This window comes from Corynebacterium sp., from assembly GCF_052107835.1.
Lineage (GTDB): Bacteria > Actinomycetota > Actinomycetes > Mycobacteriales > Mycobacteriaceae > Corynebacterium.
The window spans coordinates 1-19,592 of the sequence record NZ_JBQEDF010000060.1 but is presented as its reverse complement, the minus strand read 5'-3'; the positions used below and the strand labels follow the sequence as shown (position 1 = coordinate 19,592).

General features: G+C 67.6%; 21 protein-coding genes. 5 read left to right on the top strand and 16 right to left on the bottom strand.

Going from position 1 to position 19,592, the window contains the following annotated elements; genetic code table 11:
- Positions 1 to 85 precede the first annotated feature (85 nt).
- From ACTIL2_RS13075 to ACTIL2_RS13065, 3 genes are read right to left on the bottom strand one after another with little or no spacing between them, the layout of a single operon-like run.
- On the bottom strand, positions 86 to 727 hold the full coding sequence (locus ACTIL2_RS13075) for a pentapeptide repeat-containing protein (RefSeq protein ID WP_442337907.1): 642 nt from the start codon (positions 725 to 727) through the stop codon (positions 86 to 88).
- A gap of 6 nt (positions 728 to 733) precedes the next feature.
- A complete protein-coding gene (locus tag ACTIL2_RS13070) occupies positions 734 to 1,411 on the bottom strand; it encodes an aspartate/glutamate racemase family protein (RefSeq protein WP_442337906.1) in 678 nt (225 codons plus the stop codon).
- Positions 1,408 to 2,829: an MFS transporter gene (locus ACTIL2_RS13065; protein WP_442337905.1), complete on the bottom strand. Its 1,422-nt coding sequence runs from the start codon at positions 2,827 to 2,829 to the stop codon at positions 1,408 to 1,410. The genes ACTIL2_RS13070 and ACTIL2_RS13065 overlap by 4 nt, the downstream gene beginning before the upstream one ends.
- Positions 2,830 to 3,038: 209 nt before the next feature.
- Between ACTIL2_RS13065 and ACTIL2_RS13060 the strand changes: the two genes are divergently transcribed.
- Positions 3,039 to 3,698, top strand: coding sequence for a GntR family transcriptional regulator (locus ACTIL2_RS13060; protein WP_442337904.1), 660 nt, complete (start codon positions 3,039 to 3,041; stop codon positions 3,696 to 3,698).
- A 30-nt stretch (positions 3,699 to 3,728) separates the two neighbouring features.
- Complete coding sequence (locus tag ACTIL2_RS13055; RefSeq protein ID WP_442337903.1) at positions 3,729 to 4,460, top strand: hypothetical protein; 732 nt, start codon at positions 3,729 to 3,731, stop codon at positions 4,458 to 4,460.
- Between the two features lie 16 nt (positions 4,461 to 4,476).
- On the opposite strand, the gene ACTIL2_RS13050 is transcribed toward ACTIL2_RS13055, so the two are convergent.
- The 9 genes from ACTIL2_RS13050 to ACTIL2_RS13010 form a co-directional block, all read right to left on the bottom strand.
- On the bottom strand, positions 4,477 to 5,607 hold the full coding sequence (locus tag ACTIL2_RS13050; protein WP_442337902.1) for a YeiH family protein: 1,131 nt from the start codon (positions 5,605 to 5,607) through the stop codon (positions 4,477 to 4,479).
- On the bottom strand, positions 5,604 to 5,750 hold the full coding sequence (locus ACTIL2_RS13045) for a hypothetical protein (protein WP_442337901.1): 147 nt from the start codon (positions 5,748 to 5,750) through the stop codon (positions 5,604 to 5,606). Before ACTIL2_RS13045 ends, ACTIL2_RS13050 begins: the two co-directional genes overlap by 4 nt.
- Positions 5,751 to 5,814: 64 nt before the next feature.
- The gene (purT, locus tag ACTIL2_RS13040) at positions 5,815 to 7,074 is read right to left on the bottom strand and encodes a formate-dependent phosphoribosylglycinamide formyltransferase (protein ID WP_442337900.1); all 1,260 of its coding nucleotides are present in this window, start codon (positions 7,072 to 7,074) and stop codon (positions 5,815 to 5,817) included.
- Positions 7,075 to 7,092: 18 nt separating this feature from the next.
- Positions 7,093 to 8,049 carry a glycine betaine ABC transporter substrate-binding protein gene (locus ACTIL2_RS13035; RefSeq protein ID WP_442337899.1) on the bottom strand — a complete coding sequence of 319 codons (957 nt, stop codon included), beginning with the start codon at positions 8,047 to 8,049 and terminating at the stop codon, positions 7,093 to 7,095.
- On the bottom strand, positions 8,046 to 8,795 hold the full coding sequence (locus ACTIL2_RS13030; RefSeq protein ID WP_442337908.1) for an ABC transporter permease: 750 nt from the start codon (positions 8,793 to 8,795) through the stop codon (positions 8,046 to 8,048). Before ACTIL2_RS13030 ends, ACTIL2_RS13035 begins: the two co-directional genes overlap by 4 nt.
- The gene (locus tag ACTIL2_RS13025) at positions 8,795 to 9,940 is read right to left on the bottom strand and encodes an ABC transporter ATP-binding protein (RefSeq protein ID WP_442337898.1); all 1,146 of its coding nucleotides are present in this window, start codon (positions 9,938 to 9,940) and stop codon (positions 8,795 to 8,797) included. Before ACTIL2_RS13025 ends, ACTIL2_RS13030 begins: the two co-directional genes overlap by 1 nt.
- Positions 9,937 to 10,578 carry an ABC transporter permease gene (locus tag ACTIL2_RS13020; protein ID WP_442337897.1) on the bottom strand — a complete coding sequence of 214 codons (642 nt, stop codon included), beginning with the start codon at positions 10,576 to 10,578 and terminating at the stop codon, positions 9,937 to 9,939. The genes ACTIL2_RS13025 and ACTIL2_RS13020 overlap by 4 nt, the downstream gene beginning before the upstream one ends.
- Positions 10,575 to 11,534 carry a TauD/TfdA dioxygenase family protein gene (locus ACTIL2_RS13015; RefSeq protein ID WP_442337896.1) on the bottom strand — a complete coding sequence of 320 codons (960 nt, stop codon included), beginning with the start codon at positions 11,532 to 11,534 and terminating at the stop codon, positions 10,575 to 10,577. Before ACTIL2_RS13015 ends, ACTIL2_RS13020 begins: the two co-directional genes overlap by 4 nt.
- Positions 11,535 to 11,743: 209 nt before the next feature.
- Positions 11,744 to 12,571 (bottom strand): MerR family transcriptional regulator, encoded by an 828-nt coding sequence (locus ACTIL2_RS13010; RefSeq protein ID WP_442337895.1) that lies wholly within the window; start codon positions 12,569 to 12,571, stop codon positions 11,744 to 11,746.
- 140 nt (positions 12,572 to 12,711) lie between these two features.
- On the opposite strand from ACTIL2_RS13010, the gene ACTIL2_RS13005 reads away from it, so the two are divergent.
- Positions 12,712 to 13,143, top strand: a complete 432-nt coding sequence (locus tag ACTIL2_RS13005) for an Hsp20/alpha crystallin family protein (protein ID WP_442337894.1) — start codon at positions 12,712 to 12,714, stop codon at positions 13,141 to 13,143.
- Here the strand turns inward: ACTIL2_RS13005 and ACTIL2_RS13000 are convergent.
- Both ACTIL2_RS13000 and ACTIL2_RS12995 read right to left on the bottom strand, forming a co-directional pair.
- Positions 13,133 to 14,278, bottom strand: coding sequence for an ATP-binding cassette domain-containing protein (locus ACTIL2_RS13000; protein ID WP_442337893.1), 1,146 nt, complete (start codon positions 14,276 to 14,278; stop codon positions 13,133 to 13,135). The two genes, ACTIL2_RS13005 and ACTIL2_RS13000, sit on opposite strands and share 11 nt — an antisense overlap.
- Entirely contained in the window at positions 14,275 to 16,203 is a 1,929-nt protein-coding gene (locus ACTIL2_RS12995) for a fructose-specific PTS transporter subunit EIIC (RefSeq protein WP_442337892.1), read from the bottom strand. Before ACTIL2_RS12995 ends, ACTIL2_RS13000 begins: the two co-directional genes overlap by 4 nt.
- 38 nt (positions 16,204 to 16,241) lie before the next feature.
- On the opposite strand from ACTIL2_RS12995, the gene ACTIL2_RS12990 reads away from it, so the two are divergent.
- Complete coding sequence (locus ACTIL2_RS12990; RefSeq protein ID WP_442337891.1) at positions 16,242 to 17,003, top strand: HAD family hydrolase; 762 nt, start codon at positions 16,242 to 16,244, stop codon at positions 17,001 to 17,003.
- 3 nt (positions 17,004 to 17,006) lie between these two features.
- On the opposite strand, the gene ACTIL2_RS12985 is transcribed toward ACTIL2_RS12990, so the two are convergent.
- Complete coding sequence (locus ACTIL2_RS12985; protein ID WP_442337890.1) at positions 17,007 to 17,699, bottom strand: energy-coupling factor transporter transmembrane component T family protein; 693 nt, start codon at positions 17,697 to 17,699, stop codon at positions 17,007 to 17,009.
- Positions 17,696 to 18,484 carry an ECF transporter S component gene (locus tag ACTIL2_RS12980; RefSeq protein ID WP_442337889.1) on the bottom strand — a complete coding sequence of 263 codons (789 nt, stop codon included), beginning with the start codon at positions 18,482 to 18,484 and terminating at the stop codon, positions 17,696 to 17,698. The genes ACTIL2_RS12985 and ACTIL2_RS12980 overlap by 4 nt, the downstream gene beginning before the upstream one ends.
- A 152-nt stretch (positions 18,485 to 18,636) precedes the next feature.
- On the opposite strand from ACTIL2_RS12980, the gene ACTIL2_RS12975 reads away from it, so the two are divergent.
- Entirely contained in the window at positions 18,637 to 19,359 is a 723-nt protein-coding gene (locus tag ACTIL2_RS12975; RefSeq protein WP_442337888.1) for a class I SAM-dependent methyltransferase, read from the top strand.
- The last annotated feature ends 233 nt before the right edge of the window (positions 19,360 to 19,592 follow it).

Sequence of the window (19,592 nt, the reverse complement as noted above, 5' to 3'; positions counted from 1 at the left end):
TTGAAGCTAGCAGCCGGGGTGGACACGCTAGCGGGGAATGACCGGAATAGTAGAACAGGTGTTCGACACGATGAGGTGTCTGCTGCTACTCCGCCAGCATGATCCCCAGGTGCGCCGCCACGGACTCCGACAGCATCGCCATCTGCATCGGAGTCATCGTCGCACCGCGCAATCCGTCCACGTTGCGGACTCCGTTGATGCGCAGCCCCCGCAGGTCAACGTTACGGTTCCGGGCTCCGGCCATGTCCAGCACATCCACCTGGCAATCCTCGAAGCCGATGCGATCCGCCCGCACCTCCCCCATGTCCAGGTCCCCGATATGGCAGTCACGGAACAGGACGTCCGTCAGGTCGCTGCCCCGCAGGTTGAGGAAGTCGACCCGGCAGTGCTCGATGACCAGTCCGCGAACCGCGGCGTCGTACATCTCGACCGCGCCGAGCCTCGAGTCGGCGATCACCACGTCCTGCACGCCCACACGCGACGCCCGCAAGGAGGGTGCGTTGACAGCAGTCACCACGGTATCGGTCAGCCTCGCACCGGTGAGGACGGCACCGTGGGCCACGAGGTTGTCCAGGACACAGTCGACCAGAGTAATCCCGGTGAGGTCACGGGAGATGTCACCGCCGGACACCCGCACCAGTTCATAGTCCTGCCCTTGCCCCAGGAGCGCTGCATCCAGCTCATCCAGGTGACCCGGGGCAGGCCGGGTGATGTTCGGGGTCCTCATGCCGACTCAGCGTACCGCCCCCACAGCCCACCGTGCCGCCGCAGCCACCGGCTCCACGATCACGCCCGGGTATTCGTCACCGAGATCACCGGCGACATCACTGAGTGGGCCACCACCGATCACCACCCGCTGCGCACCCTTCGCCGTCGCCCGCTCGACCGCCGCGGCAAGCTCGCGCTGGCTCTTCCCACGCGAGGACGCCAGCACCAGCGGTGCGGTCTCGGTCAACTCCAGGCCCGTGTACAGGTCACTGACGCCGATGCGTTCCACCATGGACGCCAGCGCCCCGGCCAGTTCACCGGTGGTCGTGGCTATGGCGAACCGCCGGCCGTCGGAGGTCGCGTCCAGAAGGGACGCCTCACCGATGCCAGTGACGGGAATACCCGACAGGCGAGCGTGCCCCCTGAGTTCAGCCACACCCGGATCACCGAAGGCACCGATGACGACAGCATCGGGACGCCCTACGTCCAGCGCGTCGAGCACCGCGTCAACAACATGTCTGGCGGCGTCGGCGAGGGCGTCCGGCGTGGTGATCATCGGTGGCCCGTGCAGCGCGGTGACGGCACTGACCCCGACACCAGGACCGGACGCCGCAGTGAACCGCCGGAGGAGCATCGCCGTGGTCTCCGTGTTCGTGTTCGGGTTCACGACCAGGACACGCGGGACCTGCGCAACCGACCTCACACCGACTCCGGCATCGGCTGACCGAAGGTTTCCCGGGGGAACTGCACAGCCACAGCGCAGATGGCGAACAGCGCCGTGAGGAAGACAAACAGGACTCCCACCCCCGACGCATCCAGGATCGCACCGGCGATCAGCGGGAAGATGCCTCCGGACAGTGAGCCGATCGCCAAGATCACCGAGGTCGCCAGACCGCGCACCTCCGTCGGGTACTGCTCGGGGGCGAAGAGCCAGATGGTGGTGTTCAGGACGATCACCGCGAAGTTGAACAGGAAACCGAAGACCAGGACCAGGGCAACGTCCTGCCCCAACATCCCGAATCCGAGGGCGGCGAACACCCCGAGGACGGCGGCCGCGGTGAGCGTGGTCTTCCTGGGGAGACGCCGGGCGATGAACGCCGCGAACAGTGCTCCGCCCAGCGAACCGGACTGCATCACCAGGGTGTACCAGAGCGCCGAGGAGATCGTCATCCCCCGGTCGGTGAGCATCACGGGAATAAGGGTGAGCATGGTGATCTGCGCGGCATAGGACATGCAGACGGCCACGCCGAGGGAGATCGTGGCCCGGCGGTACAGGTCGGAGAACATCAGGGTCCACCGTCGCGACGCCTCCGCGGGCGCCTCGTCCTTCTCCAGTTCCTCCGGGGCGACCAGGTAGGACGTGCTCCCGTCCAGCTTTCCGGACAGCTTTCCCTGCGCCAGCCGGTTGATGACCGTGTTCGCCTCGTCGATGCGTCCGGACGCCGCCAGGTAGCGCGGGGTTTCCGGCAGGGACCGCCGGTAGAAGACCACGACCAGGGCAGGCAGGACCAGGATGCCGAAGAGCCAGCGCCAGGCGTTGTCCCCGGAGAACACCGCGAAGACAATGACGCCGAACAGCGGGGCGAGCATGTTGCCGAGACCGGCGGCGGCGACGTTGATCAGGCCGACGGCGGTGCCGCGGTGCTTGGCGGCGAAGAACTCGGACATCATGATCACGGCGGTGGCGATCTCGCCGCCGAGACCGAGCCCGACGATGAATCGGGCGATCACCAGCACCGTGTAGTTCGGCGCGAGGGCGCACAGGAGTGATCCCACGGCGAAGACCAGTAGGTTGACGCCGAGCAGGGTGCGGCGTCCGATGCGGTCCATGATGGCCCCGGCCGCAAGGCGTCCCAATGCCGTGGCGGTGAATGTCGCCGTATTGAGCAGGCCGATCTCCGTTCCACCGATCCCCCAGTCATCCCGGAGGAGCGGGCCGGCGATACCGACGGTGTTCTGTTCGATGGCGTCGAAGAACACACCGAACAGCACCATGGCGACGATGCCGATGTGTGCGGAGGTCACCCCGATGCGTGAGTAGGCCCCCTCGATCTGGTCCGAGAGGCCGGTGGGTTGCTCAGACGGCGGGCTGGACGGTGACTGAAGATTCTGCCTCTCCATCACACTCTCCTTCTGGTATACCAATGGATGATTCCAGGCGAGTGTAGGACGCGATCCGCCACCACGGGTTACTGTCACGTTAACAGTTATATACAGGCATTTTAATGGTCCATTCGAGCGTTGCCCTCAGAGAGCGTCTGGCTACTCGGTATACCCATGTGTCTGCCTGTACCCTCGGTACCGCAACGGCACACGAAAGGACATCACTCATGGAGACACCAGGACAGGCCCGTTCTGTGTGGGTGTTCGAGCAGATCAAACGGATGATCATCGATGGCGACCTCCGGCCCGGCGATGACCTCCGGGAGCGAGACCTTGCCGACACACTCGGTGTGTCACGCGTGCCGGTGCGTGAGGCACTGCCCATGCTGGAGAGTGCGGGCCTGGTGAAGCTGTCCCCCCGGCGCTCCGCGAAGGTCACCGACATCACCGGCAAGGACGTGGAGGACCTGTACGACCTGCGGTCGTCCCTCGAACCGTTGACCGCCCGCCTGGCCGCCCGACGGGTGGCGGAGGGGGCCGACCCGGCGGCGCTCAGCGAGGCACTGGACGCCGCCGGTGTTGCCCTGGAAGAGGGTGACGACACCCGCTTCCACCAGGAGAGCTCACGCCTGCACCGCGAGATCGAACGACTGGCGTCCAACCCCCTCCTGGACACCGTGATGGCCTCACTGCGCGAGCGCAGCGCCCGCCTGAACGTGGTCAACATCGGAAGTCACGCGCGGACCCGCCACCAGGAACACGTTGTGCTGGCCACGGCCATTATCGAGGGCAAGGAGCGACTCGCCGACTCCGTCGCCTTCTCACATGTCGAACTCGGCCAGGCGAGGACCGTGCAGACGGTGCTGCAAATGTATGGTGATCAGTAGCAGCCCGCCCACCGACCGCAGGAGAGCCCCATGAAGCGAGTCCCCGCCGCAGGCAGGGCCGTGATCGCTTTCTCCGGGGCGGCACTGCTCCTCGGGACCAGCGCCTGTGCGTTCGAGGAGACGGTGTTCTCCAGCGTCGCCGACGACGAGGACGACCGTGCAGAGGCCATCTCGGCGCCGGCGGACTCCGACCTTTTCCGCTCGGGCGGGACCGGCCCCGACCGGGTGAACACGGACGCCGACGAGGGCGACCCCCTCGGCTTCGTCGATCCGGACACCCTCACCGAGGACGGTGGACTGCCGTCCAACATCACCGCCACCGAGGCCCAGTCACTCCAGGTCCTCGGCAAACTGGCCACCCTGCTCGCCGACGAGGGGATCAGCTTCGCCGACATCGCCACGGTGCGCGCGTACCTGACCACCGGGCCGGACGGCGCGGACTACGACGGGTGGGAGAAGGCGTACCGGAAGTTCTTCGCGAACATCGACCCGAACACCGGCGAATCCCTGGTGACGCCCACAGCAGCGACAGTAACCAAGGCGGAGACGCCTGCAACGACCACGTCAGCGCAGCCCACCTCCGAACCGGCCGACACCACGGAGCCCAGCGAAACCGACGAACCAGACGAACCGACCGAGAGCACCGTCGCGGGCGACGAGAATCGGACGAAACCCAGCGTGGTCACCGTCGGTGTCGCCGACCAGCCCGTCGAAGGCTGGCTGGTCCAGGTCGAGGTCGAGGCGATCAGTTCGACTGACTGACGGCCCACGGCGAGGCTCACACCTCGAAACCACTGAACAGGACGCTGGCCAGGATCAGCCCGAGGACCAGGTTGAACAGGGTGGCCAGGCCGAAGACCGCGATCGGCTTGCCGCCCGCGGCCTTCAGGGACCTGGCCTCGAACTCGAGGCCGATGGACACGAAGGCCAGGATCAGGAAGTAGTCGCGGAAGCCCTTCACCGTCGTGTCCAGGCTCTCGACCGCGTCCGCGGAGAGGAACTCAGCCGCGACGGTGACGATCACCGATGCCGCGATGAAGCCCAGGACGAACTTCGGGAAACGGTGCCAGAAGTCGATGGCCTTCAGCTTGGGCGCGCCGGCGTCCCGCTCGACCTTGATCGCGAACCACGCGGTCAGTGCCACGGCGACGAAGCCGATCAGTGCATTCTGGGTCAGCTTTACGATCGAGGCGATCTGCAGCGACTCCTCGCCGGCCAGGGCCCCGGCCGCGCTCACCGCCGCCGTCGTGTCGATGTTGCCGCCGATCCACGCACCGGCCACCGCACTCGACAGTCCCATCAGCTCCGCGAGCCACGGAAGCAGGAAGATCGACGGCAGGGCGAAGACGATGACGAGGGTCGCGGTGTACGCGAGGTGCTCCTTCTTCGCCTTCACCGCTCCGGCGGCGGCGATGGCCGCGCTCACGCCGCAGATCGAGACCGCCGATGAGAGCAGGGCGCGGAGGTGGTCGTCCACCCCGAGCTTGCCGGCGACCCACCAGGTGAAGAAGAAGACCCCGGTGATCAGCAGCAGCGCCTGGACCACCGCGGGACCGGCCGCGCGGACGATGACCGACAGGACCACCGTGCCGCCGAGCAGGACCAGGCCGGTCTTGATGAAGAACTCCGTGCGGAATCCGCCGGCGAGTCGTCCGCGGATCCCGATCCCGGAGAGGACGGCGTTGAGCAGCAGCCCGACGATGATCGCGTAGACGGGGTACTCGATGGCCCCGCCGAAGTCCTCCAGGAAGGTGCCCTCCGACCATTCCGGGACGTTCGCGGTGAGGAACTGGGCCAGTGCGCCACCGGCCAGCACCACGAGGACGCCGGCGATGCCCCAGCGCACGTCCAGGCGGGAGCCGTCCTGGAGGCTGCCCTGGTCGAGACTGGAATCGGTGCTGGTGCTCACAGGATCAACCAGTCCTCGGTGATGAAGCCCACCAGGGCCAGGACCAGGATCGCCAGGCCGACGATGACCGACAGCCAGTCCTCGGAGAGGGTGAACCTGCTGATTCCTGAGATATCGTCCGGGTTACTCTTGTCTTCCGTCATGGCGGCAACACTAGACAGAGCAGTCTAGTGGGTGGAAGCGTTCCATTCAGGGTGAATGGTGTGCCTAGCGGCGTCCCCACTGGCCGGCATCCACGGCAGGCGCGTCGGCGGCGCTGACCGTGACCGCCTGTGCCGCCGCATCCGCCCGCTCCCGGGCGACCGCGATGTTCTCCGCCGTGGAGAAGGCCACGCCCATGCGGCGGCGCTCGTGGCTGACCGGCTTACCGAAGATCCGGACCTCGGTCTCCGGCACACTCAGGGCGTCCTTCAGACCGGAGTACTCCGGGACGGTGCCGTCGCCGGTCTCCACGCCGCCGTAGATCACCGCGGACGCACCCGGGGAGATCAGGGTGGTGTCGATCGGCAGGCCCAGGATCGCGCGGGCGTGCAGGTCGAACTCGCTGAAGCGCTGGGAGCCCAGGGTCACCATGCCGGTGTCGTGGGGACGGGGGCTGACCTCGGAGAAGTACACGTCGTCCCCCTTGACGAACAGCTCCACCCCGAACACGCCGCGTCCGCCCAGGGCACTCGTGATGCGGGCGGCGACCGAGCGCGCACCCTCGTGCGCGGCCTGGGTCATCTGCGCGGGCTGCCAGGACTCCACGTAGTCCCCGCGGTCCTGGCGGTGGCCGATCGGCTCGCAGAACCAGGTGACGTCCTCGCCGGTCTCCGGGTCCAGGGAACGCACGGTCAGCAGGGTGATCTCGTAGTCGAAGGGGACGAACTGCTCGATGATCACCCGTCCCGCGGACACCCTGGCCCCGCTCATCGCGTAATCCCAGGACGCCTGCAGGTCATCCTCGGAACGCACGTAGGACTGCCCCTTGCCCGAGGAACTCATCACCGGCTTGACCACGCACGGCAGGCCGATGTCGCCGACGCCGGCCACGAATTCCTCGTAGGTGGAGGCGAAGACGTGGCGGGAGTTCGGCAGGCCGAGATCCTTGTCCGCCAGGGTGCGGATGCCCTCGCGGTTCATGGTCAGCCGGGTCGCCCTGGCGGTGGGGATGACCGTGGCCAGGTCCTCGTCCTCCACGTCCTGCAGGGCGTCGGTGGCGAGCGCCTCGATCTCCGGGACCACGAAATGCGGGCGGACCTCCTCGACCAGCGCGCGGACGGCCGCCGGGTCGGCCATGTCGATGGTGTAGGACGCATTGGCGACGTGGTGCGCAGGGGCGCCCTCGTACCGGTCCACCGCGTGGACCTCCACCCCGTACCGCTGCAGGGCGATGGTCACCTCCCTGCCGAGTTCGCCGGACCCGAGCAACAGGACCTTCGTGGCATTGGGGGCGAGCGGTGTTCCGATGACGTCAGGCGTGTACATGATCTAGGACGCTACCAGTTACCCGCTGATAAAACCCTCCTGCTCCAGCCAGTCGAGGGCGACGTCGGTGGGCTCCTCACCATCCACGTCGATACGGGCGTTGAGGTCGATCATCGTCTCATCGTCGAGCAACTCGACCACCGGGGCGAACAGCTCCGCGATCTGCGGGTACTCGTCCAGGACGTCCTGCCGGACGACACCGGAGAGGTTGTACTTCGGGAAGAAGACCTTGTCGTCGTCGACGACCTGCAGGTCAAGCGACTTGATGCGACCGTCGGTGGTGAAGACCTCACCGAAGTTGCACACCCCGTCGGCGGTGGCCTGGTAGACCGCGCCGGTGTCCATGACGGAGGTCTGCACCTCGTCCGGGCTGAGCCCGTACGCCTCCAGCATCGGCTCGAACCCGTCGTTGCGGCTCTCGAACTCGGACTCCACACAGAAGGTGAGTTCCTCAGGGGGAAGCTCGGCGACGTCGGAGAGGTTCTCCACCCCGAGTTCGGCCGCTTTATCGCTGGTGGCGGCGAAGCCGTAGGTGTTGTTCATCGGGCCGACGGGGAGCCACTCCAGCCCGTTCTCACGGTCACCGTCACGCACGGCGCGGTACTGCTCCTCCTCGTCGACGATGGGGTCATCATTGCCGAGGTAGTTGATCCAGCCGTTGCCGGTGTACTCCCACTGGAAGTCGATCTCGCCGTCGAGCTGCGCCTGCCGGGAGGTCGAGGCGCCCGGCACGCTGGTCAGGTCGGTCACGGAGGCCCCGGCGGACTGCAGCAGGATAATCGCCATCTTGCCCAGCAGGACCTGCTCGGTGAAGTTCTTCGATCCGACGGAGATGTCCGCACCGTCCAGGTCGATGTCCTCGACCGGGCCGGCGAGCTCGCCGGACGGGGTGAAGCCGCCGGCGGAACCGAGTCCGCAGCCGGTCAGCAGCAGGCAGGACGCGGCGATGGCCGCCGCGGATTTCAGGTACTTCATGCCGCTCCCTTCGGGGTCAGCGCGGTTTCCAGGACGCGTCCCACCCACTCGACGACGAGTGCCAGCAGGGCGACCAGGATCGCGCCGGAGACCAGGACGTTGAACCGGTACAGGGTGATGCCGGTCTGGATCAGTGTGCCCAGGCCGCCGGCGTCGATGAAGGTGGCGAAGGCACCTGCGCCGACGAGCAGCACCAGGGCGGTGCGCACGCCCGTCATCACGACCGGCAGGGCCAGCGGGAGTTCAACCCGGAAGAGCACCTGCCACTGGGACATGCCCATGCCGCGGGCGGCCTCGGTCAGGGTGGGGTCGACCGAGCGTAACCCGGTGACCGTGTTCGACAGGACCGGGAGGAACGCGTAGATCGTCAGGGCGAGCACCGCGGTCCACATCCCGAATCCGAGCCAGATCGCCAGCAGGACGACCACGCCGATCACCGGCGCGGACTGGCCGATGTTGCCGGCACTGGTGGCGACCGGTGACAGGAAGGCGGTGGCCGGACGGGTCAGCAGGACACCCACCGGGACGGCGGTGACGACCACGAGCACCGCGGAGATCACCACGAGTTTCAGGTGCTCCCAGGACAACGAGGCGACGTTTCCCCAGGCCAGCAGTCGGGACTCGACATCGCCCAGCGAGGCTGTCTGCCGCCAGATGACCCAGCCGACGAACACGGCGACCACGAGTACCGGGATGCCGACCAGGAGGATGCGGTCCTCCCGGGACAGACGGGACAGGCTCTTGATCACGGCTGACCCGCCTCGGCGTTGACGGTCCTGATGTGGTCGGTGATCGCGTCGTAGAGGATGACCCCGGTGTAGCGCCCGCCGTCGGTGACGATCGCCCCGCCGTGGCTGGAGACCAGCATGGAATCGAGGGCGTCGTTCAGGGTGGAGCGGACCTCCACGGTGGTCTGCAGCTCGCCGATCTCCGGTTCAGGGACGGTGTCGTGGCCCTGGAGACTGCGCACCCACACCCAGTCGCGGGGATGGCCGCGGTCGTCCAGGATGATCACGCTCTGGTCCCCCGCCGTCCCGGCGCGCTGCGTCACGTCCGCGACGTCCTCGCCGATGCGGGCGGTGGTCGGTTCCACGGTGCCGACGTCGCTGACCCGCAGCAGGGACAGCTGCTTGAGCTTGGAGCCTGCCCCGACGAAGTCGGCGACGTAGTCGCTGCCCGGCGCGCCGAGGATGGCGGCGGGGGTGTCGTACTGGGCGATCTCCGCCTGCTGGCCGAGCACCAGGATCCGGTCGCCGAGCTTCACGGCCTCGTCGATGTCGTGGGTGACGCCGACGACGGTCTTGCCCAGGTCGGACTGCAGGGTGAGCAGTTCGTCCTGCAGGCGTTGGCGGGTGATCGGGTCGACGGCGCCGAAGGGCTCGTCCATGAGGATCACCGGCGGGTCGGCCGCCAGGCCGCGGGCCACACCGACTCGCTGCTGCTGGCCACCGGACAGTTCGCGCGGGAAGCGGTCACGGTAGATGGACGGGTCCAGGCCGACGAGGTCGAGAAGTTCGTCCACCCGCGACGCGGTGCGCGCCTTGTCCCACTTCAGCAGGCCCGGGACCAGACCGATGTTCTGCTTGACCGTGAGGTGCGGCAGCAGGCCACCGCCCTGGATCACGTACCCGATACTGCGGCGCAGCTCGTCCGCGTCCTTCGAGGTGACGTCCTCCCCGTCGATGAGGACCTGTCCGGAGGTGGGTTCGATCAGCCGGTTGATCATCTTCAGGGTGGTGGTCTTGCCGCAGCCGGACGGCCCGACGAACATGACCATCTCCCCGGCGGGGATGGTGAGGTCGATTCCCTTCACCGCCGGGTCGGAGGTGCCCGGGTACTGCTTGACGACGTCGACGAGGCGGATTTCGGCGCCGGAGGAGTTCTCGGTCATGAGCGGATCCCTTTCGAGGTGGTGACTCTCCCCAGAACCGACAGGACGGCATCGAGGATCAGTGCCAGGACGACGACGGTGACCGTCCCGACCAGGGCGTAGTTGAGTGCGTTGGCGTTGCCGATCTGGCTGAGCCCGGTGTAGATGTAGCCGCCGAGTCCGGGGCCGAGGGCGTAGGCGGCGATGGCCGCGACACCCATGGACATCTGCGCGGAGACCCGCACGCCGGTGAGGATCACCGGCCAGGCCAGCGGGAGCCGCACGCGGAAGAACACGGAGACGGCGCTCATTCCCTGCCCGCGGGCGGCCTCGACGAGTTCCGGCGACACACTCTGCAGGCCCACGATGGCGTTACGGAGAATGGGCAGGACCGCGTAGAAGACGACGATGACCACCGATGGCAGCGTCCCGATGCCCACCAGCGGGATCATCAGGCCCAGCAGGGCGAGTCCGGGGATCGTCAGGCCGATCGCCGAGACCGCGCTGGCCACGGGGGCAAGACGTCGGTAGGTGGTGACCAGGACAGCCAGGGCGAGGGCGATGACGGTAGCCAGGATCAGGGCCTGGATCACCAGGCTGGCGTGCTGGTAGGAGCGGAAGGCCAGGTCCTGCCAGCGGTCTGAGAGGAAGTCGGTCACTGGTCTGCTACGTCCCCCGTGTACCCCACCAGCGGCGGCGTCCGGTCGATGACCGAGTACTCGCTGGCGTCCCCGGTGAGGACGCGGGAATTCTGGCCGTCCGTACTGACCGGGACCGGGCCGGCGAGGGTCACGCGGTGGTTCAGGCGGTACTGGTCACCGAAGTCGGCGACGCCGTAGTGCTGGGTGGCGAGGTTGTCCCAGAGGGCGACGTCGCCCTCCTCCCAGTGCCAGCGCATGGTGTTGTCGGGCTTCAGGATGCGGTTCTGGAACAGCCGGATGAGGTCCGTGGACTCGTCGGAGTGCAGGCCGGAGAGGTGGGAGACGAACTGGCCGAGCAGCAGCGAGCGCTCGCCGGTCCCCGGATGGACGTGGACCACCGGGTGCTCGGTCTCGAAACGGACCTTCGTGAACTCGGCGTAGGACAGGCCGCTGGAATCCTTGGCGTCCTTGTTCTTGGCCGCGGCGTAGTCGTAGTCGTTGGTGTGGACGGCCCACAGCTTGTCGGCGAGGTCACGCAGCGGCTCGGGCAGCCGGTTGTAGGCGGCGACGGTGTTGGCCCATTCGGTGGCACCGCCGTAGCCGGGGAGTTCGATGGCGCGCAGGATCGAGATCTTCGGGATGCGGTCGACGAAGGAGACGTCGGTGTGCCAGGCGTTCGCCGCACCCTCGAGGACGAGGTTGTCGCGTCCCGTGGAGACGACGGTGGGGTGGGCCAGGGTGGGCTCGCCGAGGAGTTTCGCGAAGGCGTACTGGGACTCATCGGTCAGGTGCTGCTGGCCGCGGACGATGAGGACCTTGTGGATGGCGAGCTGGGTGCGGATCCACTCGACGGTGCCGGCGTCCAGGTCGCCCCCCAGGCGGATGCCCTCGACACTGGCGCCGACGCTCTGGGAGAGGCGGGTCAGGGTGGGCGTGACGGTGGGTGTGGGGACTGGTGCAAGAGTGGAGGTCATGGCGGTGCCTTTCCTCGGGAGACGGTAGACCGAGCGGTCTGTTCATGTTCGGACCAGATTTCCACAACTGCCCGTCTCTGCGGACCCCTTTGATTCACGGTGAACGGAATAGGGGCCCTGCGAGGGGCCTCCGGGGAGATAGTTCTACGCCCGTGCACACTCAGGGGCCCGATGCGTGCACGGGCGTAGAAGAATTTCCCGGGGGACGCCTACCCGCGGGGGAGGTCCCACTGCGGATCATCCAGGTCAACCCCGTGATCAGCGGCATTCTCCCTGATCAAGCGCACCAGGTAGCTGGTGTGGTCCACCCCGTCCACCGTCCAGTTCACCCGGAAACGATCGTCGGCGTCGTACATGTCCGCGAAGATCACCTGGCGGTCGTGGGTGACCTCGAACCAGCCCGACAGTGAAGCGCGCTGCCGCTCGGCCAGCGCGTTGGCCTCCTCCGAGCCGGGGCGGACGTTGCGCGCGTGGGCATCGGCGAGCGCCCGGGCGAAACTGTCGCCCTCCTCACGGATGGCTTTCCAGTCGTCCTCCCCCATGCCGGCGAGAACCTCCTGTGACTGCGACCATGCTTCGGTGTCGCCCCAGCGTTCCCGGGCCTCGACCTGGTACCCGGGGTCCCAGTCGGGGCCGAGGATCTCGCGGACGCGGTCGGGCGGGACGGGACCGGTGTAAACCTGCGCGTCGACCTCGGCGATGAGGTCCTCGACGGCGGCGAGCATGCGCTCCACACCCTCCCGGCGGTCCAGCAGCATCTCGCGCTGGCGCAGCAGGTGGGTGCGCTCGTCACCGCCGTCCAACAGGTCGGCGATCTCGGCGAGTGGGACGCCGGATTCCCGGTAGACCAGGATCCGCTGACCACGGGCAAGGTCGTCGTCCGTGTAGATGCGGTAGTCGGACCAGGTGCGGACCTGCGGGACCAGCAGACCCTTGGCGTCCCAGTGGTGCAGGGTGCGGACGGTGACGCCGAGGTAGTCCGCGGCCTGGCTGACAGTGAGTTCCGTGTTCTTGTCTGGGTGCTTGTCGTTGTTCATGGCTCTGATCCTGTTCTATCACGCAGCGTGAGAGTCAAGGCCGGAAATAATCTCCGCAAAGTTGAGCGGGGTGGAATAAACCCTGACGGCACGTAGTTGAGCCTGATGTACGCAACTTCGACAGACAAGGAGCAGTCACCATGACCACCTTCCGTTTCGACCCCTTCACCGGACTGGACTCCGTCGCCCGCGAGGTCTTCGGCACACCCACCCGCTCGCCGCGGTTCATGCCGATGGACCTGACCAGGAAGGACGACGACTACGTCCTGACCACGGACCTGCCGGGCGTGGACGCCGACAGCATCGACATCGACATCGACAACGGCGTCCTGACCATCTCCGCGGAGCGGAACACCACGCAGGACCCCGAGGACCGCAAGTGGATCGCCAATGAGCGCTTCACCGGTTCCTACCGGCGCCAGGTCACCGTGAGCGACAGCGTGGACACAGAGAAGGTCACCGCCGACTACACAGACGGCGTGCTGACCGTGACCCTGCCCGTCGCCGAGAAGGCGAAGAGCCGGAAGATCTCCGTGGGCCGCACGGAGACCCCGCAGGAGATCACCGCCTGATCTCGCAGGACCGGTCACTGACCGCCGCGGCGAAGGCCGCGTTGTGGCAGGACCACAGCACGGCGGGAGGCCCGCTGTACAGGGGCCGCAGGCCCGCCGCATCCAACGCCGCCAGGTACTCCCCGGCGGCGTAGCTGTGCATGACGCGGGTCAACCAGCGGTACCCGTCGGCGTCCAACCCCACCGTGGGTTCATCGAGGATCAGGAGGCCGGGGCCGCGGACCAGCGCGGCAGCGACGGCGAGCATGCGCCGCGGCGAACTGGGGACATCCAGGGGGTGGACGTCGCGCCACTGCTGCAGGCCGACCCATTCGAGGGCGGTTTCGGCGTGGGCATCACCGGTGCCGACGGCGAGTTCCTTGAGGACGGTGCGCTTCGAGAACGCCGCGTCCATCCCCGTCGGTGCCCATCCGGCCGTTGGGCTACGCAGTGTGCCGTCGTACGGGATCAACCCGAGTATGGCCAGCATCAGGGAGGTTTTCCCCGAGCCGTTGGGGCCGGCGAGGTGGGTGACTTCTCCTCCGTTCGCTTCGAGCCGGACCGGTCCGAGTGTGAAGCTGCCGCGGGTGACGGTGAGATTGTCCGCGGTGAGGATGGGGGCTGTGGTCCGGGGCTGCACACAGGGGAGATCGGCAAGGGGATCCGGGGCAGGCACGGGAGCACCGTCCAGCGCGAGTTCGTGCACTGCATCATCGGCCAGTACCGTTCGCACACGGTCGTAGGCGGTGACGTCGCCCTCGAAGCGGTTCAGCGTGGAGCGCAGGATCTCGACCGCCGCAGCATCCAGACCGTCTATCGGGCAGTCCAGGACCAGGGCGCCCGGGTCACGCAGCAGTGCGGCGGCGATGGCGACCCGGCGCGTCTGCCCGGTGGACAGCTTCGACGGTTCACGGTCACTGATGGTGCGCAGGTCCCAGAGGTCAAGGGCCTTGTCGATTCGCTGCTCCATGGTGTCGCGGTCGACGCCCTGCTGTTCCATCCCGAAGGCGAGTTCCTGGGTGACCGTGGAGCGCAGCAGCGAGACGTGTGCTGAGGCGTCGTTGCCGACCCAGGCGGCACCGGTGCGTTCGGCGGTGGCCCAGGCGTGCTCGGACAGGCCCTCACCGGAGGCCGCCCAGATGAAGCGGTCGATCATGCGGTGATCATACCCACCCGGTCATTCACCAGATCCACGACACGGTCCGGGGAGTCCGCCCCACGCAGGGCAGCCCGGAAATCGTCCTTCATCAGGGCACGGGCCAGCTGCGCCAGAATCTTCAGGTGCTGCTTGCCGGCGTCCTCCGGGACCGCGATGAGGAACACCAGGTCCACCGGTTCGCTGTCGGGTGCGTCCCAGTCCACCGGGTCCGTGAGCTTCGCGAAGGCCAGGGTCGGCACGCTGACCGCGGAACTCCTGGCGTGCGGGATGGCCACGCCGTTGCCGACGGCGGTGGTGGACTGCGCCTCACGGGCGAGTGCCGCGTCCACCACCTCGTCCGCGCTGAGGCGGTGCTGGCGTTCGGCGTTCCCGGACAGGATGCGGATCACGGCCCCACTGTCGGCTGCGGTGACCCCGAGATCGACGGTGCCGGCGTCGATGAGCGGCGCGTCCTGCGGCGGAGCGTCCTGCTTGTCGGCCTTGCTGCCCGTCGTGGCCGCCATGAGCAGCAGGGACACCGCCGACGTGACCGCGATTCCGATGACCAGGCAGAGGAAGAACCAGCCGATGCCCTCGATCGCACCCAGGACGGCGACGATCGGCCCGCCGTGCATCACGTTGTCCTTCACCCCGAACATGCCGGCCAAGGCACCGGCGACCGCACCGCCGACCACGTTCGCCGGGATGATCTGCAACGGCCGGGCGACCGCCAGCGGGATCGCACCCTCGGAGATGCCGAAGAAGCCCATGAACAGTCCGGCGATGCCGGAATCCCGCTCCGACTTGTTGAACCGGTGCCTGGCGACCAGCGTGGTCACGCCCGCGGCGATCGGCGGGACGGCGATGGCGACGGCCGCCATGCCCATGGGTGCGGCGTTGCCGGTGGCGATCAGGCCGCCGGCGAACAGGAAGGCGGTCTTGTTCAACGGACCACCCATGTCGAAGGTGATCATCGCGCCGATGATCGCGCCGAGCACCAGGACAGAGGAGCCCTGCAGCCCCTCGAGCCACTCGGTCATCACCTCGAAGAGCGTGGCGATCGGATTGCCCAGCAGGTAGATGAACAGCCCGCCGACGATGAGCGTGGTCAGCACCGGGATGACGATGATCGGCCAGATCGGCTGGATGTACTTGTGCACCGGGATCCGCCGGATGGCCAGCGCGAGGTAGCCGGAGAGGATGCCGGTGACGATACCTCCGAGGAACCCGGCGTCCGCCTCGGAGCCGTAGAGGTCCCCCGTGACGGCGACCAGGCCGGTGACGAAGCCCGGCGCGAGACCGGGCCGGTCGGCGATGGCCATGGCGATGTAGCCGGACAGCACCGGCACCATCAGGGAGAATGCCAGGTCACCGAGCTGGTTGAGGGTGTACCAGAAGGTGTCCTCCGGGATGACGAGCCCCTCCGCCCCCGGCTCGCCGCCGATGGACAGGGCCACGGCGATCATCAGGCCGCCGGTGACCACGAACGGGATCATGTGGGAGACGCCGTTCATCAGCGCGCGGTAGAGGTCGTCGCCGAAACGGGCGATCCAGGGTTTTTCCGGCCCGTCGGTGCCGCCGTCCGCCCCGTTCTGCCCGGCGTCCCGCTCCCCCGAGGCCGCGGGTGCGTCCAGTGCCCGCTGGAGCAGCTCAGCCGGTTTCTTGATGCCCTCGTCCACGCCGGTGGAGACGAGGGGCATCCCGGTGAAGCGGGACGTGTCGATCTTCATGTCCGCGGCGACGACGATGGCCGCCGCCTCCCGAAGCTCGTCGTCGGTGAAGGCGTTCTCCACACCGATCGAGCCATGGGTTTCGACGCGGACGCGGACGCCCGCCTGCTCCGCGGCGGCCTCGAGGTTCTCGGCGGCCATGTAGGTGTGCGCGATGCCGGTCGGGCAGGCGGTGACGGCCAGCACCAGTGGTGGCTTCTCCTGTGAGGTCATGCCTCCCAGCGTAACGGCGGGCCGGATAACCTGGGGTCATGAAAATCGCGGCGTTCGACTTCGACGGAACCATCCTCTTCGAGGACGGCATCAGCGACCCCACACTGGCGGCCATCCGCGCGTGGCAGGACAAGGGGAACCTCGCGGTCGCGGCCACGGGAAAGTCACTGTCCGCGGCCCGGTTCGCACTCGAGGGCTACGACGTCCGCTTCGACTACTCCGTTCTGTTCACCGGGGCCGTCGTGGCTGGTCCGGAGTGGGACGTGCTGCACCGTTCCACCCTGGCACCCGCCACCGTCCAGGGCATTGTGGACGGTCTGTCGGGCATCGACGGCATTGCGGTGTACGGGACCATGCTCGGCGGACGGGACGTGCGGTTCAGTTCCACGATCCCGGACGAGTCGAGGACGTCGGTCCTCAGCGATTTCCGGGAGATGGCCACGTCCGCCATCGACGACCAGGAGTTCGTGGGAGTTCCGGTCAGGGTGCCGGGCGACAAATCCCTCCGGGACCGCATCCACGGTGAGGTCACGGGGTCCTTCGACGTGGGATGCGTGATCAACCAGAACTTCGTCGACATCGTGCCGGTGGGGACCTCGAAGGCCGCCGGACTGGACTGGCTCGTGAGGCACCTCGGAGTGTCCGGCGTGCCGGTCTACACCTTCGGAGATTCCTGGAATGACCTGCCGATGCACGCCGTCGCCGACCGTTCGTTCTCCTTCCCGTGGTCCCCGAACGCGGTGAAGGACGCGACGGACGAGGTCATCGGCTCCGTGGCCGAGGCACTGCCCCGGCTGTGAGCCCTACACCAGCGCGCCGACGATGAACACGGCGATGACCCCCAGCACCATCAGCCAACGGCATGCCCGCTGCAGAGTGGAATCGTCCACCGGGACCAGCAGAGTCCGGGTGCCTGGTTCGCCGATGCCGGTGCGCTTCAGCGGGCGGGAACGTTGGGAGGCGTCGTCGATCAGGCCGACCACCAGGGGAAGGACGGTCGCACCGCGCGAGCGCCAGGTGTCGACATCCACCCCGCGGGACGCCTGGACCTGGCGGATCGTCCGCCAGCGCTGCTGCGCCATCGGCAGCAGACGCACCACGGTGCCCACCATGTAGACCAGCGGTGCCGGGATACTCAGCTGGAGCCGCCGCATCAGGGCATCCGCGTCCACGAAACTTCCCAGCACCAGTCCGGCACAGGTCATCGCCATGAAGCGCAGTCCCAGGGTGGTGGCGATCCAGGCGCCGTCCGAGGTGACCGGGATCAGGAACCGGGCGACCTCCACGTCGCCGAACGGCACGTACACCAGCAGGTAGGACAGGAACGCCGGAACCGAGAGCAGCAGCGCGGCGATCAGTGCGCGGCGTTGGCGGCGTCCCGCGAACGCGAGGAGGAACGTGCCGAGCAGGAAGACGGCGGACACCCACGGATTGTGCAGCACCATCACCGTGACGATCGAGCACGCCGCCGCGGTCAGCGGGGTGAGGGGGCTCATGGCCTGGCAGTCGCAGGCGCATCGAACGCCACCGCGTCCGGGTCGAACGTCCTGCGCGACCGCTCCGGCAGCGAGCGGACCACCACCCAGACCAGCAGGAAGATGATGATCTTGTCCATCGGGTCGGACGTCCACGACTGCAGGAACACCGCGGTGGTCTGCGACGCGCCGAGCCCCTGGAAGAAGCTGACGAGCAGGCCCGTGCCGGTCCCCGCGGTGCCGCCGAAGATGAAGGACGCCACGGGCGCGGACACCAGGGCGGAGAAGAAGCCGAGCACGGCACCGGCGACGACGACCTTCCACCACGACGAACGGAACAGCTTCCTGACCAGTCCCGCAGCCAGGCCCATCAGGGCGTAGCCGGCAGCGAAGGGGACGATCGTCGGATTGAACGTTCCCCACACCAGGGCGGACAGTCCACCGGTCGCCAGTCCTGCCGCGGGACCGGCCAGCACACCGACGAGGATGGTGCCGAAGGAGTCGAGGTACAGCGGGATCGGCAGGCCCATGGTGCCCACGACCTGGCCGACCACGATGTTCAGCACCAGCGCGACCGGCATCAGCGCCAGGGTGCGCACCGGCAGGGACGGGACGACGGCGATCAGGGCGATGACCGTGGGCACCAGGAAGCCGACCAGCGCGAAGGTGGTGGAGGTGGAGTCCGCCATGGAGGAGAAGTCGGAGTCGTCCGGCTGGTTCAGGACGAGGGTCAGCCAGGTCACCGCGTAGATGGCGACGGCGATGGAGATCAGGGCGATCTGCAGGGTTCGTGACAGGGGACGCACTTCTTGGCTCCTGGGTGGAATGGGGACGTAGCCGGGACAGCCCGACCCGCCGCGCAGCTCCCGTATGTCACCTCGGGGAACGCGCTTGGGTACTGACGTCTCATCTTGCCGAGTCGCGCGTCCCAGAGCAAGGCGGGGCGGATGGCCGCGCGATGGACGACACAGAGAGTGCGACGTCTGGAGGCCTGAAGCATCTGGACGTCGGGTGCGGCACCGGGACTCTCGTCGCTTCGGCGGTAACCCGGGGACGTGAGGTCACGGGGATCGACACCGATGCCGACATGGCCGCTGTGAGCCAGTCCCGTGTGGCTGGCACAGGTGCGAACATCCACCATGCTTCGGTCTTGGACCTGCCTTTTCCCGATGCGTCATTCGACGCTGTCACCGCGAATTTCGTCGTCAATCACCTGCCGGATCCCCGGGCCGGCCTGCGTGAGATGGCACGGGTACTTGAGCCGGGGGGACCGGCCGCGATGACCATCTGGCCCGCCGGGCCGCTGGGATGGTCAGGATTGGTCGGCGGTGCGTTCGATGAGGCAGGGGTTACGCCGCTACCGCCGCAGCATCTGCCAGAGCACCTCGATTTCGAACGCTCCGTCGCGGGCCTCGCCGGGATCTGCATGGAGGCCGGCCTGGAGATCACCGGGCAATCGACCCCGAGCTGGACGTGGCGCATCACCCCGGGTGCGCTATGGCGGGGAGTCTCGGGTGGGGTCGCTGGGCCGGGACGCGCCTATCTCGCACAGATGCCGGAGGCACGGAACGCTGCAGACCAGGCATTCCTCGAGCTCGCCGAGCCCGAGACAATGGAGGACGGCCAGTTGCATCTCCCGATGACAGCGTCCTACGTCCTCGCCACCCTGCCGGAGGCATGACTGGATCATCGGTGCCATCGCAAACGGTCCGGTGTGCATGGCAAACGGTCGGTTTCAGCGATCAGAACGACCATTTGCGATGCACACGCGACCGTTTGCGATGGCGAGCCCCTGAGAATCGAGTCATACGTCACACTCCTACTTGACAGACCAAGCGGTCTACTGGTTACCTTGTGCCCGAAGCAGTCGACGAGAGTCGAGTTCCCCTCCTGGAGCCCCGGACGAGGCGGAAC

Excerpts from the sequence above, each read along its gene's own strand:
- ACTIL2_RS13075 (WP_442337907.1), bottom strand. The coding sequence starts at position 727 with ATGAGGACCCCGAACATCACCCGGCCTGCCCCGGGTCACCTGGATGAG.
- ACTIL2_RS13065 (WP_442337905.1), bottom strand. The coding sequence starts at position 2,829 with ATGGAGAGGCAGAATCTTCAGTCACCGTCCAGCCCGCCGTCTGAGCAA.
- ACTIL2_RS13060 (WP_442337904.1), top strand. The coding sequence starts at position 3,039 with ATGGAGACACCAGGACAGGCCCGTTCTGTGTGGGTGTTCGAGCAGATC.
- ACTIL2_RS13055 (WP_442337903.1), top strand. The coding sequence starts at position 3,729 with ATGAAGCGAGTCCCCGCCGCAGGCAGGGCCGTGATCGCTTTCTCCGGG.
- ACTIL2_RS13045 (WP_442337901.1), bottom strand. The coding sequence starts at position 5,750 with ATGACGGAAGACAAGAGTAACCCGGACGATATCTCAGGAATCAGCAGG.
- purT (WP_442337900.1), bottom strand. The coding sequence starts at position 7,074 with ATGTACACGCCTGACGTCATCGGAACACCGCTCGCCCCCAATGCCACG.
- ACTIL2_RS13035 (WP_442337899.1), bottom strand. The coding sequence starts at position 8,049 with ATGAAGTACCTGAAATCCGCGGCGGCCATCGCCGCGTCCTGCCTGCTG.
- ACTIL2_RS13025 (WP_442337898.1), bottom strand. The coding sequence starts at position 9,940 with ATGACCGAGAACTCCTCCGGCGCCGAAATCCGCCTCGTCGACGTCGTC.
- ACTIL2_RS13015 (WP_442337896.1), bottom strand. The coding sequence starts at position 11,534 with ATGACCTCCACTCTTGCACCAGTCCCCACACCCACCGTCACGCCCACC.
- ACTIL2_RS13010 (WP_442337895.1), bottom strand. The coding sequence starts at position 12,571 with ATGAACAACGACAAGCACCCAGACAAGAACACGGAACTCACTGTCAGC.
- ACTIL2_RS13005 (WP_442337894.1), top strand. The coding sequence starts at position 12,712 with ATGACCACCTTCCGTTTCGACCCCTTCACCGGACTGGACTCCGTCGCC.
- ACTIL2_RS13000 (WP_442337893.1), bottom strand. The coding sequence starts at position 14,278 with ATGATCGACCGCTTCATCTGGGCGGCCTCCGGTGAGGGCCTGTCCGAG.
- ACTIL2_RS12995 (WP_442337892.1), bottom strand. The coding sequence starts at position 16,203 with ATGACCTCACAGGAGAAGCCACCACTGGTGCTGGCCGTCACCGCCTGC.
- ACTIL2_RS12990 (WP_442337891.1), top strand. The coding sequence starts at position 16,242 with ATGAAAATCGCGGCGTTCGACTTCGACGGAACCATCCTCTTCGAGGAC.
- ACTIL2_RS12985 (WP_442337890.1), bottom strand. The coding sequence starts at position 17,699 with ATGAGCCCCCTCACCCCGCTGACCGCGGCGGCGTGCTCGATCGTCACG.
- ACTIL2_RS12975 (WP_442337888.1), top strand. The coding sequence starts at position 18,637 with ATGGACGACACAGAGAGTGCGACGTCTGGAGGCCTGAAGCATCTGGAC.